The following is a 14,497-nucleotide window of genomic DNA, read 5'->3' as shown; positions in this document are numbered from 1 at the left end:
GCGGTCAAAATTGACCGCACTTTTCCTAACTAATCTAAATGTCCTTCTTCGCCAATCTCGTGTCCCTCAAGTATCTTTAACATTTTCGAGGTCACAAGAATCACTTTACCTGTTGAGCTAATACGGAAGCGTTTTTTATCTTCTTCCCTATCTACACCAATTTGCATACCATCAGGAATTTCACATTCGCGGTCGATAATACAATTTTTCAACACGCAATTTTTGCCGATTTTAACTTGTGGTAGCACCACGCAGTGATCCACTTTTGAAAATGCATCAATTTTAATGTGGTCGAATAATACAGAATTGCTGATCGACGCATCGGTAATCACACAACCGCCGCCAATAAGTGAGTTATCTACAGGATGCACACTGGAGTGTTTGTAGAAAAATTTTGATGGATAAGCCTGAATAGGATTACCACGAATTGGCCAGCTTTGATCGTAAATATCTAATTGTGGATTTTCAGAGACTAAGTCGATATTAGATTGCCAGAAGCTATCAAGTGTCCCTACATCACGCCAGTAAATTTCGCCCTCGGTGTTGCGTCCCATACAAGAACGGCTAAATGGGTGAGCATAAAGCGCGCCTTCTTCTAAACATTTTGGCAATACATCTTTACCGAAATCATGGCTAGTTTGCGGGGTATTAACTTCCTGCTCAAGCATTTTATAAAGATAATCCGCATCAAATACATAAATCCCCATTGAGGCAAGCGAAACATCAGGTTTACCCACCATTGCTGGCGGATCTTTTGGTTTTTCCACGAAAGCTTTTACTTTCAAGTTTTCGTTTACAGCCATTACGCCAAATTCGTGTGCTTCAGAACGGGGCACTTCAATGCAACCAACAGTACATTTTGCCCCACTATTGACGTGATCCATCAACATCACGCTGTAATCTTGTTTGTAAATATGGTCGCCCGCTAAGATCAAAATATATTTCGGGCGATAGTGATTTTTAATAATAGCCATATTTTGATATACCGCATCCGCCGTGCCACGATACCAAGTAGAATCGTCAATTTGCTGACGAGCTGGCAACATATCGACAAATTCGCCACGCTCTTGCGGTAAGAAAGACCAGCCTGTTTGCAAATGACGAAGCAAGGAGTGTGCCGCATATTGAGTCACAACCCCAATTCGGTTTAAATCTGAATTAATACAATTAGAAAGTGCAAAATCGATAATGCGACGATTACCACCAAAATAAAGCGCTGGTTTTGCACGTTTATCTGTCAATTCGTGTAAACGTGAACCTCGTCCACCTGCGAGAACAAGTACCAAAGTGTTTTTAACTAAATCATATTTGTTAAGGTCGCCAGATTTCATAAGGATCTCCATAGTCTTATTGTTATTCGTCATTCAGCATACAAAAGCCCATTGAACTAAGTTCGGCTTGTTGTGCTTCAAGGGTTACATTATGTGTGCCGATTTGGGGCTTCCATTTCCCATTAGGCAAGTGAAACATTTGACCTTCGGCTTTGGCATTAATCAACAAAAGCCAACGATTGTCTAAAACCACCTGTAATGCTTTGGTTTGTTGATTTTGCCAATCTTCAACTGTCATCGGTTCGCCTGCAATGTTAAGCCATTGCACATTCTCGCCCGACCACCATTGATCTCGGTTTAAACTGCCCATTTTTTTGCGGATTGCAATCGTTTGCTTGGTCAGTTCAAATAATTCTTTGTTAAAATTTGCCCATTTAAGCCAAGTAATCTCGTTATCTTGGCAATAGGCATTGTTATTACCATATTGCGTGTTGCTGAACTCATCGCCCGCCAGCAACATTGGTGTGCCATTCGCCAGCAATAAACTCATTAATAAGCCGCTTTGTGCAAAAGTGCGGTTATTTTCCACCGCACTTTTTTGCGGTTCGGAAAGGAGGTCCGTTGAACCTTCAATGCCGTGGTTATAGCTGTAATTTTCGTTTCTGCCATCGCGATTTTCTTCGCCGTTCGCTTCGTTATGTTTTTCGTTGTAGCTGACTAAATCCTGCATCACAAAGCCATCGTGGGCGGTGATGAAATTCAGTGTGGTATGCGACAAGCGGTCATTTTTCTTGAACAAATCACTAGAGCCTGCAAAGCGTTCAGCAAATGTGCTGATTTCGCCACTTTTCCATAACCAAAAACGGCAGAGATCATCGCGGAATCGGTCGTTCCATTCGGCAAAATAACTTGGGAAATTCCCGACTTGATAACCGTAATGCCCAATATCCCACGGCTCGGCAATCAATTTAATATTTTGTAAGCTTGGCTCATTTTTAATATCTGTAAAAAGCTGAGCTGACGAATTGAAATCAGGTGTATCACGCCCTAAAACAGTGGCTAAATCAAAACGGAAGCCATCAATGTGGCATTGCTCCACCCAATAACGCAGGCAATCTACGACCCATTTTCGCCCTACATCAGAGGATAAATTGAGCATATTGCCGCAGCCTGTCCAATTGATATAACGCCCTTGATCATTGCGCCAATAGTAAGTTTGATCATCAATGCCACGCTGACTGAATGTTGGGTAAGTTTGCTCTGATTCTGCGGAATGGTTAAACACCACATCTAAGATAACTTCAATGCCCGCTTTGTGAAACGCCTTTACCATCGCTTTAAATTCAGCCAATGGATTATTTGTCGCCGCATATTTAGGTTCTACCGCAAACATCGCTAAGGGATTGTATCCCCAATAATTTTGTAAGCCTCGTGCCTGTAAGTGCGGTTCATTTATATGGAAATTTACAGGCAGCAACTCCACCGCAGTTACGCCTAATTCTTTCAAATACGCCAAATTCATAGGATGTGCTAATCCAGTATAAGTACCACGCAACGCCGCAGGGATTTTCTCGTTTAACTGGCTAAACCCTTTAACATGTAATTCATACACAATGGTTTCAGCCCAAGGCGTATTGGGTGAAGTGTCATTTTCCCAATTAAAATCTTCCGAAATCACAACCGCTCTTGGGACAAGATGCGCGTTGTCGCGATTATCCGAAAGCAAGAACCAAGAACGACTTTCTTCGCTACTTAAATCAGGTTTACCATTCACGGCTTTCGCATAGGGATCGAGTATCAATTTCTGCGGATTGGCAAATTCGCCGTGAATACGAAAAGCATATTCCGTACCAGTTTTCACGCCAATTACCGCCAAATGCCACACATTTTCAGTACGTACCATCGGCAAGCGTGTTTCTTGATTTTGTTCGTCAAAAAGGCAAAGTTCTACGCCAGATGCCGCAGCGGAAAACAGGGCGAAATTGGTAATTTGCACGTTGTTTTCGACCGCTTGTGAGTATCCCATTGGAATAGGATTGCCGTTGTTGTAGATTTTGAACATATTTTTATCGCTTTTGTAGGGGCAAATTACATTTGCCCAAAAACATCGGTGGTTTATCAGGGCGAATGTAATTCGCCCCTACAATTTATCTATTCGGATTATTTCGTCTTCAATCTCAAATAAACTGTTGCTAACGGCGGAATGGACACTGAAATCGAATTTTCTCGTCCGTGGCTTTCGATTTGTTCACTTGCGACACAACCAAAATTGCCCACGTTTGAACCTTCGTAATACATCGAATCGGTATTTAAAATTTCTTCGTATTTTCCTGCAACATTCACGCCGATGCGGTAATTGTGGCGAGGCACAGGGGTAAAGTTACTGACGACAATAATACGTTCTCCGTTTGAACTGCGACGTTCAAAGGCGAACACAGAATTTGCCGCATCATCAACGACAAGCCAATCGAAACCCTCTGGGGAGTTATCGAGCTCAAAGAGCGGTCGATTTTTTTGATAAATTTGATTGAGGTCTTTAACCAGCTTCAATACGCCTTTATGCCAGCCTCCGCCAATATTTTCATCAAGCAAGAACCAGTCCAAACTTTCTTCGTAATTCCACTCACGACCTTGAGCAAATTCATTCCCCATAAAGAGTAATTTTTTGCCTGGGTAGCCCCACATATAACCGTAATATGCACGCAAGTTAGCAAATTTTTGCCATGTATCGCCCGGCATCTTGCCAAGAAGTGAATATTTACCGTGAACCACTTCATCGTGAGAAAGTGGTAGCACAAAATTTTCGCTATATTGATACACCATTCCAAAGGTCATTTTGTTGTGATGATATTGGCGGTAAATGGGGTCAAGCTGCATATAGGCGAGCGTATCGTTCATCCAGCCCATATTCCATTTGAAATTGAAGCCCAAGCCGCCGTTTTCGCTCGGGTGGGTTACGCCTGCAAAAGAGGTAGATTCTTCCGCAATAGAAATTGCACCCGCCATTTCACTGTGAATTTTCCAGTTGGTGTGTTTTAAAAACTCGATGGCTTCTAAATTTTCACGTCCGCCGTATTGGTTTGGAATCCACTCGCCTTCGGCACGACTGTAATCGCGGTAAATCATCGAAGCCACGGCATCCACGCGAATACCATCTACACCAAAACGTTCAAGCCAATACAGTGCATTACTGGATAAGAAATTTTTGACCTCATTACGCCCATAGTTATAAATCAAGGTATTCCAATCTTGATGATAGCCTTCGCGAGGGTCTTCATGCTCATACAAAGCTGTACCATCAAATGCAACTAAACCATGCGTATCACTTGGGAAATGCCCTGGCACCCAATCTAAAATCACGTTGATGCCTGCTTCGTGAGCACGTTTTACTAAACGGCGAAATGCCTCAGGTGAGCCAAAACGACTGGTTGGCGAATAAAGTCCAAGTGGTTGATAGCCCCAAGAACCATCAAATGGAAATTCAGAAAGCGGTAAAAATTCTATATGGGTGAAGCCCATCTCTTTTACATAAGGAATTAATTCATCAGCAATTTTATCGTAATCTAGCCAAAAATTGTTTTCTAAATTACGACGCCAAGATCCTAAATGCACTTCATAAATAGAAATTGGTTGGTTGCCTTGGTTTGCTTTTTTGCGTGCTTCAGTCATTTCCACTACATTTGGCAAGGCACTCACTTGCGAAGCTGTATCAGGGCGAAGTTGCGAACTAAAGGCAAATGGATCGGCCTTCAAACGAAGATTGCCATGGCAATCAATTAATTCAAACTTATAGAGCTGTCCTAAACTGGCTTTTGGTAAAAAGAGCTCCCAAACACCACTTTTCGAGTGGAAACGCATCGGGTGGCGACGACCATCCCAATAGTTGAAATCACCTACAATAGAAACTCGTCTTGCATTAGGTGCCCACAAGCGGAAATTCACCCCGCTCACACCATCACATTCCATAAAATGCGCACCAAGCACTTCATATGGGCGAAGCATAGATCCTTCAGAAAGTAGCCATTGTTCTAAATCGTCAATCATTGGATGAAAACGATAAGGATCTTCGATAATTTGTGCTTCATTACCCCAAAAAACCTGTAATTGATAAGCAAAAAATTGACGACAATTTGGAATAACACCAACAAAAAATCCACGCTCATCGACACAATCCAGTTCCGTTATTTCTTTACCACTTTCACGCTCAATCACCACCATTCGATTGGCATCTGGCAATAACGTACGGATTTCAATTCCTTGCTCGGTTTCGTGCATACCAAGCGTAGCAAAAGGATCACCATTGCTCGCATCAAAAAAACCATCAATAATTGCTTGTGTTACTGCAGTTGTCATATTTACTCCTTATACATTTCGCCCTTGGTTAATTTGCACAAAGAACGTTTTTAAAGCTTCATTGCTAAAAATAAACGCTAACGGTTGAGCAAGTTTCTTGCACCAGTTTGGATATTCATTTGAGGTGCTCGGTAAATTAAAACTGATTTCTTGGCTAAGTAAATTTTCTAATTGCACACCAATCAATCGGCTGTTACTTTCCGCTAAATAATAATGGATCATTCGATTTAAATAATCGTGCATCGCCATAGAAAGTGCATCGCCCTCATAATGCGGCGGTAAATAATTATCACGATGCAAACTATTTAATAAGGCTTGTTTATCCATGACACGTTGATCATATTTTTGCTTGAGCACTTCCCCATTCAGAATACCGAGTTGATTAAATAATTCTAAATCACGGCAATGCCAAAAACTTTGTAATGAGGGAACATCATGTGTACCAATAGCGGCATAAGCATTTCGAGGATAATCAGATATACGGGGAAATTCGCCATTTCGTTGGGCAAAATACAATACAAAATAAGAGAAAATTTGAAACTCGTTTAATTTCCACCGCACTTCATCAGGCACAGTGCCGAGATCTTCACCGATAATCAAACATTCATTGCGAACACTTTCAATGGCAAGAATCGCCATTAATTCATTAAAAGGATAATGCACATAAGCACCGTCAGCCGCGGTTTTTCCTTCTGGAATCCACCACAAACGGAATAAGCCCATAACATGATCGATGCGTAGCACACCGAAATATTGCATATTGGCACGTAGCATATCGATAAATGGTGCAAAGCCACGTGCTTTTAGCACTGTTGGATTATAAGGTGGCAAATTCCAATTTTGTCCTACAGGGCCTAACGGATCGGGCGGCGCACCAATAGAGGCATTTACACAATATAAATCAGGATCGCTCCATACATCAGCACTGCCACGAGAACTATTTACGGCTAAATCGCCATAAATACCCAACTTCATGCCAGACTGTTTACAAAGATTTTGTAATGCGGAAAGTTGTTCTTCTGTAAGCCATTGCAACCAAGCAAAAAATTGGATTTTCTCATGGTGTATTTTTAATAGGGCTTTTCTTTTTGCCGCACTTAAATGTTGCCATTCCTTACGCCAGCCAAGCCAACCTATGGTATTTTCTTCTGCTTGATGATCGGCGTGTTCTTGCAAATCCAAGACATTAAATAAACCCTGTAACAACAAAGGTTCACCTTTGTTTTTTAAATACTCAGCAAAGATTTTTCGACGTGTCACAATTTCAACGGATTGACTACGCTGAAAGAAATCAAACAGGGGCTCAAGTGCGGTTAATTTTAAAGCCAAAATTGAAGAATAATCGACGCAATCACTTTCACTTAAAGCAGCAATTTTTGCTTGAATATCCTCACGCTTAAACCAATTTTGTACTGAACGGCAACGCTTAAATTCTGGTAAGTTTGGAATCGCTAAATATAAAAAATTCAACCAACGACGAGAGGAGGAACTATAAGGGCTAGCCCAGTTTGGCACAGCCGGATACGGCAAATGTAATGGATTAATTCCCACATAATCCGCCCCTTGTTTTGCACTTTGTTCAATCAAATAGGCCAAATCGCCAAAATCGCCAATCCCCCAGTTTTGTTCTGAGCGTAAACTGTAAAGTTGCACATTCACGCCCCACACTTTTTTATTTTTTAATACGGATGGTTGAAAAGCTGTTTTAGGAGAAATAAGTAAACGAATGCGGTACTGTTCAGTATCGGAAAAAATAGATAATTGATAATAGCCAAAAGGAAGTGGAGGCAAAGAAAGTGCGGATAAATTTGAAAGTATTTTTTCTAACAGAATAGCATTAGATTCATCAATCAGCTGATAACGATATTCCGCAGATGGTGGCAAATCTAGACGATTGAGTCGATAATCAATCGGTTCATTTTCAAACGCAGCCAGTACATCATCAAACTGTCCTTTCGCTTTTGGCGGAGGCTGCAAAAGCTCAACAAAAGTTGAAACCGTCTTTTCATCCGCGAAAATAAGATGTCCATCAATATCATAGTGAGAAAGCGCGATACCGCATTCTTCTGCTTTTTGTTTGAGAGAATCCGAGATTTGCATAGACACCACATCACAACTGTATAACTCTTGTTAGGGATTATAGCTAAGCTGAAAGTGATGACAACCGGCTTTATTTAAAAGTGTGATCTTCGTCAATAATAAATTCAAACCAATCAATCACATCGCGTTCGTGGATACCATTTTTAATCAAAATATCCGCATTTTTTACAGAATGGGGAGAGCCAGAAATAAGCGGATGCCATTCAGGGAGTGTTTTTCCTTCATAAAGCAAACGATAGGCACAAGTATCAGGCAGCCAATGAAAATCAGGTAAATTCTTTTTGGTGAGTTTGGTGCAATCGGTTTCAATGTTAAAACGCTCTGAATAATTACCGCACTTTCCTGTTTCCAGATCTAAAAGATTACAAGCAATTCGGGTGTAATAGAGTTTTTGGCGTTTACCTCGCCCTTGAATATATTTGCGATAACAGCATTTGCCGCAGCCATCACATAAGGCTTCCCATTCAGATTCAGTCATTTCAAGCAGGGATTTTGTTTGCCAGAAATTGGGTTCAAGTTGCATATTGGATTGCATAGTTGATACAAATAAAAAGTGCGGTCAAAATCACGTTTGTTTTGACCGCACTTGGTTGATTAAAATTAGAATCCTTCTTTTAAGCTTACTGTTAAGTTAAATACCAAATGTTCAGGTCGGCTATCTTTACTATCTGCACAGAAATAACCCTCACGTTCAAATTGGTAGCCTTTCTCTGCTTCTGCATTTGCGAGGCTTTGCTCTACAAAACCTTGTTTTATCACTAAAGAATTTGGGTTTAACACGCTTTCGATATCATCTTCAGCCCCTGGATTTGGTACAGTAAATAAGCGATCATACAAACGGAATTCAGCTGGATGATTATTAACCGCAGAAACCCAATGAATGACACCTTTCACTTTACGTCCATCCGCTGGATTTTTACCTAAAGTTTCAGGATCGTAAGTACAGAAAATCGTGGTGATTTCGCCACTTGCATCTTTTTCTACACGTTCCGCTTTAATCACATAAGCATTACGCAAACGCACTTCTTTGCCTAATACTAGGCGTTTATATTGTTTGTTCGCTTCCTCACGGAAGTCTGCGCGATCAATATAAAGTTCTTTCGTGAACGGCAATTGACGTTCCCCTAATTCAGGACGATTTGGATGATTTGGGGCAGTTAAAACCGCTTCGCTTTCAAAATTTTCAATTACCACACGAACAGGATCAATCACTGCCATTGCGCGTGGTGCATTTTCATTTAAATCCTCACGAATGCAGGCTTCAAGTGCAGAATATTCCACCACGTTATCTTGTTTAGTCACACCAATACGGCGACAAAATTCACGTAACGAAGCTGGTGTATAACCACGACGGCGTAAACCTGAAATGGTTGGCATACGGGGATCGTTCCAACCATCCACGATTTCATCATTTACCAATTTCAATAATTTACGTTTAGACGTCAATGTGCCTTCTAAATTTAAACGTGAAAATTCATATTGATGCGGTAATGGACGCTCAATACTGATATTTTCCAATACCCAGTCATATAAACGACGGTTATCTTGGAATTCTAATGTACAGATTGAATGAGTGATACGTTCGATTGCATCAGAGATACAGTGAGTGAAATCGTACATTGGGTAAATACACCATTTGTCACCTGTTTGGTGATGGCTAGCGAATTTAATACGATAAATTACTGGATCACGCATGACCATAAATGGCGATGCCATATCAATTTTTGCACGTAAACTTACTTTCCCCTCTGCAAACTCACCGTTCTTCATTTTTTCAAATAACGCTAAGTTTTCTTCAATAGTGCGGTCACGATATGGGCTGTTTTTACCAGGTTCGGTTAAGGTACCACGATATTCACGCATTTCTTCTGGAGAAAGTTCATCAACATAAGCCAAACCTTTTTTAATCAATTCAATCGCATAGCCATAAAGCGCATCGAAGTAATCAGATGCATAACGCGGTTCGCCCTCCCATTTAAAACCTAACCATTCCACATCCGCTTTGATAGAATCTACATATTCCACGTCTTCTTTTACTGGATTGGTATCGTCAAAACGTAGGTTACATAAACCTTGGTATTCTTTTGCCAAGCCAAAATTCAAGCAAATAGACTTTGCGTGACCAATATGCAAATAACCATTCGGCTCTGGCGGAAAACGGGTATGAACGCTTTTATGTTTACCCGAAGCTAAATCTTCATCAATAATTTGGGTAATAAAATTATGAGTGCGGGTATTTTCTGCACCCAAAGATGTCTCTGTATGGCTCATCATTTTCTCTCGTTAAAATAAAAAAATATTCGGCTATTCTATACAAATCTAAGGGAAAATAAAGGTTCATCTCCTGTTCTTGCCATAGAAATACTAGATTTAAATAAAAGATTGTAAAAACTTGCCATAAAAAACCGCCACGAAATTATCGTGGCGATGTATAAATGCACAAAGTGCGGTAAGTTTTTTGAATGTTTAGCTTACCAAACCCAGCCAGCTCCCATTTGATAGGAAATTTTGCTGTTTTTGCCTGCATTCACGGCGATACCGCTTTTTAATGTGATGTAGTGGAGGGAGGCGTATCAACTAAAGCTGCCTAATTTTACGTCATATAGATAAAATATAAAGGAAATATTGTTTTTATAAATAAAAAGTGCGGTGAAAATCTCAAAAATTTTTACCGCACTTTATTGAAATAGAGTTTACATTACAACCACATCAAACTGTTCTTGGTTATAAAACTGTTCTGTTTTTACTTTTACTCGTTTTCCAATAAACATTTCCACTTCTGGCAGTAAACCGTGAGATTCTTCATTAATAAGATATTCTGAAACTGCTGGCGAGGCATAAACAACAAATTGTTCACTACTGAATAAATGATACACCCGAATAATTTCACGCATAATTTCGTAGCAAACTGTCTCAACAGTTTTCACCCGACCACGTCCATGACAAGTTGGGCATTCATCGCATAACACGTGTTCAAGGCTTTCGCGGGTTCTTTTACGAGTCATTTCTACAAGGCCTAATTGCGTAAAGCCATTCACATTAGTTTTCATACGATCTTTAGAAAGCGCATCACATAAAGATTGCAATACTCGATTGCGATGTTCATCTGTTTGCATATCAATAAAATCAATAATGATTATGCCACCAAGATTACGTAGTTGGAGTTGCTGCGCAATGGCTTTAGTTGCTTCAATATTGGTATTGAAGATGGTTTCTTCTAGATTACGATGCCCCACAAATGCGCCTGTATTAATATCAATGGTGGTCATGGCTTCTGTTTGCTCGATAATTAAATAGCCGCCCGATTTGAGATTAACACGTTTATCTAAAGCTGTTTGGATCGCATTTTCAACCCCATACACATCAAAAATAGGTTGATTGCCAGAATAAAGAACAAGTTTATCGCTTAGTTCAGGCATAAATTCATCGGTAAACTCTTTTACTTCGCCAAAGCAAAGTTTAGAGTCGATACGAATTTTTTCTAAGTTTGTGCCGATAAAATCACGCAAAATACGTTGTGGAAGTGCTGGCTCACCGTAAATTTTTGATTTGGTTGGATATTTAGATTTACGTTCTAAAACTTTACGCCATAAGCGTTTTAAAAATTCAGCGTCTTGACGTAATTCTTCTTCGCTTGCCCCTTCTGTGGCGGTACGAATAATAAAACCGCCGAGTTCATCACAAAAAGGTTCAACCAACGCTTTTAAACGGGCGCGCTCTTCTTCGCTTTCAATACGTTGTGAAACGCCTACGTGGCTATTTTCTGGCATAAAAACAAGATAACGTGATGGCAATGTGATATCCGTTGTTAAACGTGCACCTTTTGTACCTAGCGGCTCTTTCACCACTTGTACAACAATATCCTGCCCTTCTCGTACTAATTCTGAAATGCTCTTAACTTTAAATTGCTTTTGTTCATTTTCATCTACACATTCCGTGTGAGATACAATATCAGCGGCGTGTAAAAAAGCCGCTTTTTCCAAACCAATATCAACAAAAGCCGACTGCATTCCTGGTAACACTCGAGTGACACGACCTTTATAAATATTTCCGACAATTCCTCGTTTAGCTTGGCGTTCAATATGCACTTCGCGCAACATTCCTGTTTCGACTAGCGCAATGCGTGTTTCGTTAGGCGTTACGTTCATCAATAACTCGACAGAATCCATTTTATATTCCTAATTTCTTAAATTTCATCAAATATTTAGTCTAAATAGAATAATAGCCCGAAATAAGGTAAAATGCACCCTTTCTGAAATTTTTAACCCATTTTGGACTTATAAAATGTTTGGATTCGACCCAACTCTTATTACTTTTACTATTTATATTTTCGGGATGTTGCTGATTGGCGTACTCGCCTATTATTACACGAATAATTTATCAGATTACATTCTCGGTGGACGTCGTTTAGGCAGTTTTGTTACTGCAATGTCTGCTGGTGCTTCAGATATGTCTGGTTGGCTTTTAATGGGCTTACCTGGTGCGGTATATTTATCAGGCTTAGTTGAAGGCTGGATTGCTATTGGTTTAACTATCGGGGCTTATTTTAACTGGCTTTTAGTGGCTGGTCGTTTGCGTGTTTATACAGAATTAAATAATAATGCGCTCACTCTCCCAGAATATTTTCACAATCGTTTTGGTTCATCACACAAATTATTAAAACTTGTTTCTGCCACTATTATTTTAGTGTTTTTTACTATTTATTGTGCTTCTGGTGTAGTGGCTGGCGCAAAATTATTCCAAAATATATTTTCTGTGGAATATTCCACCGCACTTTGGTACGGCGCAGCGGCAACCATTGCTTACACGTTCATCGGAGGTTTCCTTGCGGTAAGCTGGACAGATACCATTCAAGCCACATTAATGATTTTTGCATTAATTTTAACCCCTGTTTTTGTGTTATTGAGTTTCGCCGATACCGCTCAATTTTCCGCAGTACTAGAACAAGCTGAGGCTGCCGTAAATAAAGATTTCACGGATTTATTTACTTCTACCACACCACTTGGTTTATTAAGTCTTGCGGCTTGGGGATTAGGCTATTTCGGGCAACCGCATATTTTAGCACGCTTTATGGCTGTGGATTCTGTCAAATCACTTATCAAAGCACGTCGTATTAGTATGGGTTGGATGGTGCTTTGCTTAGGAGGAGCAATTGGCATTGGCTTATTCGCTATTCCGTATTTCTTTGCCAATCCAGCTATTGCAGGCACAGTCAATAATGAACCAGAGCAGGTTTTTATTGAATTAGCTAAACTTTTATTTAATCCTTGGATCGCGGGCATATTACTTTCCGCTATCTTAGCCGCTGTAATGAGTACATTAAGTGCTCAATTATTAATTTCTTCAAGCTCAATCACTGAAGATTTCTATAAAGGTTTTATTCGCCCTAACGCATCTGAAAAAGAGCTCGTATGGCTTGGCAGAATTATGGTGTTAGTTATTGCCGCACTTGCTATCTGGATCGCACAAGATGAAAACAGCAAAGTATTAAAACTTGTAGAATTTGCTTGGGCGGGGTTTGGTAGTGCATTTGGCCCTGTTGTACTTTTCTCTCTTTTCTGGAAACGAATGACATCATCGGGCGCAATGGCGGGTATGCTTGTAGGCGCAGTAACAGTATTTGCTTGGAAAGAAGTGGTTCCAGCTGATACTGATTGGTTTAAAGTATATGAAATGATCCCAGGCTTTGCTTTCGCCAGCCTTGCAATTATTGTTATTTCATTACTTTCCAATAAACCAGAACAAGATATTCTTAATACCTTTGATAAAGCAGAAAAGGCTTATAAGGAAGCAAAATGATCGACTTTCGCCCTTTTTATCAACAAATTGCTACTACAAATTTATCGGACTGGTTAGAAACCTTACCACTCCAATTGAAAGAATGGGAAACTCAAACTCATGGCGATTATGCGAAATGGAGCAAAATTGTTGATTTTTTGCCTGATTTACATGCTGATGAAATCGATCTAAAAAGTGCGGTGAAATCTGACCGCACTTCTCCCCTTTCAGAAGGTGAAAAACAACGAATTATCCATCATTTAAAACAATTAATGCCGTGGCGAAAAGGACCTTATCATCTTTTCGGCATTCATGTAGATTGTGAATGGCGTTCAGATTTTAAATGGGATCGTGTTCTTCCTCATTTAGCTCCCCTGCAAGGTCGCACTATTTTAGACGTGGGTTGTGGCAGCGGTTATCATATGTGGAGAATGGTAGGCGAAGGCGCAAAAATGGTGGTCGGGATTGATCCTACCGAGCTTTTCCTTTGCCAATTTGAAGCTGTACGCAAACTGCTTAATAATGATCGTCGAGCAAATCTTATCCCGCTAGGTATTGAGCAAATGCAACCATTAGCGGCATTTGACACTGTATTTTCAATGGGCGTACTCTATCATCGTAAATCCCCATTAGATCATTTAAGCCAATTGAAAAATCAATTGGTAAAAGGTGGCGAATTGGTATTAGAAACATTAGTGGTGGATGGCGATGTAAATACTGTGCTCGTACCAGCAGATCGCTATGCGAAAATGAAAAATGTTTATTTTATCCCCTCTGTCGCTGCACTAATTAACTGGCTAGAAAAAGTTGGCTTTACCAACGTACGTTGTGTGGATGTAGCGACAACTACATTAGAAGAACAGCGTAAAACTGATTGGTTAGAAAATGAAAGCCTAATTGATTTTTTAGATCCAAATGATCACAGTAAAACCATTGAAGGTTATCACGCACCGAAAAGAGCGGTAATTTTAGCGAACAAATAAAAAAGGGAATTA

9 protein-coding genes are annotated in these 14,497 nt (G+C 40.1%); 2 read left to right on the top strand and 7 right to left on the bottom strand.

What is annotated here, in order from left to right; translation table 11 throughout:
* Positions 1–29: 29 nt before the first annotated feature.
* The 7 genes from glgC to rng form a co-directional block, all read right to left on the bottom strand.
* Complete coding sequence (glgC, locus tag DV356_RS04495; RefSeq protein WP_192882157.1) at positions 30–1,331, bottom strand: glucose-1-phosphate adenylyltransferase; 1,302 nt, start codon at positions 1,329–1,331, stop codon at positions 30–32.
* A 22-nt stretch (positions 1,332–1,353) separates the two neighbouring features.
* A complete protein-coding gene (gene glgX / locus DV356_RS04490) occupies positions 1,354–3,333 on the bottom strand; it encodes a glycogen debranching protein GlgX (protein ID WP_118806580.1) in 1,980 nt (659 codons plus the stop codon).
* A gap of 98 nt (positions 3,334–3,431) precedes the next feature.
* Positions 3,432–5,624, bottom strand: a complete 2,193-nt coding sequence (glgB, locus tag DV356_RS04485; RefSeq protein ID WP_118806579.1) for a 1,4-alpha-glucan branching protein GlgB — start codon at positions 5,622–5,624, stop codon at positions 3,432–3,434.
* Positions 5,625–5,633: 9 nt separating this feature from the next.
* Positions 5,634–7,724: a 4-alpha-glucanotransferase gene (gene malQ, locus DV356_RS04480; RefSeq protein WP_192882156.1), complete on the bottom strand. Its 2,091-nt coding sequence runs from the start codon at positions 7,722–7,724 to the stop codon at positions 5,634–5,636.
* 70 nt (positions 7,725–7,794) lie between these two features.
* On the bottom strand, positions 7,795–8,247 hold the full coding sequence (locus tag DV356_RS04475; RefSeq protein WP_005650678.1) for a YcgN family cysteine cluster protein: 453 nt from the start codon (positions 8,245–8,247) through the stop codon (positions 7,795–7,797).
* Positions 8,248–8,324: 77 nt separating this feature from the next.
* Positions 8,325–9,995, bottom strand: a complete 1,671-nt coding sequence (gene glnS / locus DV356_RS04470; protein ID WP_065251704.1) for a glutamine--tRNA ligase — start codon at positions 9,993–9,995, stop codon at positions 8,325–8,327.
* A gap of 422 nt (positions 9,996–10,417) precedes the next feature.
* Positions 10,418–11,893: a ribonuclease G gene (rng, locus tag DV356_RS04465; protein ID WP_065251675.1), complete on the bottom strand. Its 1,476-nt coding sequence runs from the start codon at positions 11,891–11,893 to the stop codon at positions 10,418–10,420.
* A gap of 115 nt (positions 11,894–12,008) precedes the next feature.
* Here rng and putP point away from each other — a divergent pair, with 115 nt between their 5' ends.
* Both putP and cmoB read left to right on the top strand, forming a co-directional pair.
* The gene (gene putP / locus DV356_RS04460) at positions 12,009–13,523 is read left to right on the top strand and encodes a sodium/proline symporter PutP (protein WP_065251676.1); all 1,515 of its coding nucleotides are present in this window, start codon (positions 12,009–12,011) and stop codon (positions 13,521–13,523) included.
* Positions 13,520–14,485: a tRNA 5-methoxyuridine(34)/uridine 5-oxyacetic acid(34) synthase CmoB gene (gene cmoB / locus DV356_RS04455; protein WP_065251677.1), complete on the top strand. Its 966-nt coding sequence runs from the start codon at positions 13,520–13,522 to the stop codon at positions 14,483–14,485. Before putP ends, cmoB begins: the two co-directional genes overlap by 4 nt.
* The last annotated feature ends 12 nt before the right edge of the window (positions 14,486–14,497 follow it).

This window comes from Haemophilus influenzae (assembly GCF_003494325.1).
Classification (GTDB): domain Bacteria; phylum Pseudomonadota; class Gammaproteobacteria; order Enterobacterales; family Pasteurellaceae; genus Haemophilus; species Haemophilus influenzae_I.
The sequence above is the reverse complement of the archived record's forward strand: the minus strand, read 5'-3'. Positions and strand labels throughout refer to the sequence as shown.

Coding starts and splice junctions, on each gene's coding strand:
- DV356_RS04475 (WP_005650678.1), bottom strand. CDS start 8,247: ATGCAACTTGAACCCAATTTCTGGCAAACAAAATCCCTGCTTGAAATG.
- glgC (WP_192882157.1), bottom strand. CDS start 1,331: ATGAAATCTGGCGACCTTAACAAATATGATTTAGTTAAAAACACTTTG.
- glgB (WP_118806579.1), bottom strand. CDS start 5,624: ATGACAACTGCAGTAACACAAGCAATTATTGATGGTTTTTTTGATGCG.
- putP (WP_065251676.1), top strand. CDS start 12,009: ATGTTTGGATTCGACCCAACTCTTATTACTTTTACTATTTATATTTTC.
- glgX (WP_118806580.1), bottom strand. CDS start 3,333: ATGTTCAAAATCTACAACAACGGCAATCCTATTCCAATGGGATACTCA.
- malQ (WP_192882156.1), bottom strand. CDS start 7,724: ATGCAAATCTCGGATTCTCTCAAACAAAAAGCAGAAGAATGCGGTATC.
- cmoB (WP_065251677.1), top strand. CDS start 13,520: ATGATCGACTTTCGCCCTTTTTATCAACAAATTGCTACTACAAATTTA.
- glnS (WP_065251704.1), bottom strand. CDS start 9,995: ATGAGCCATACAGAGACATCTTTGGGTGCAGAAAATACCCGCACTCAT.
- rng (WP_065251675.1), bottom strand. CDS start 11,893: ATGGATTCTGTCGAGTTATTGATGAACGTAACGCCTAACGAAACACGC.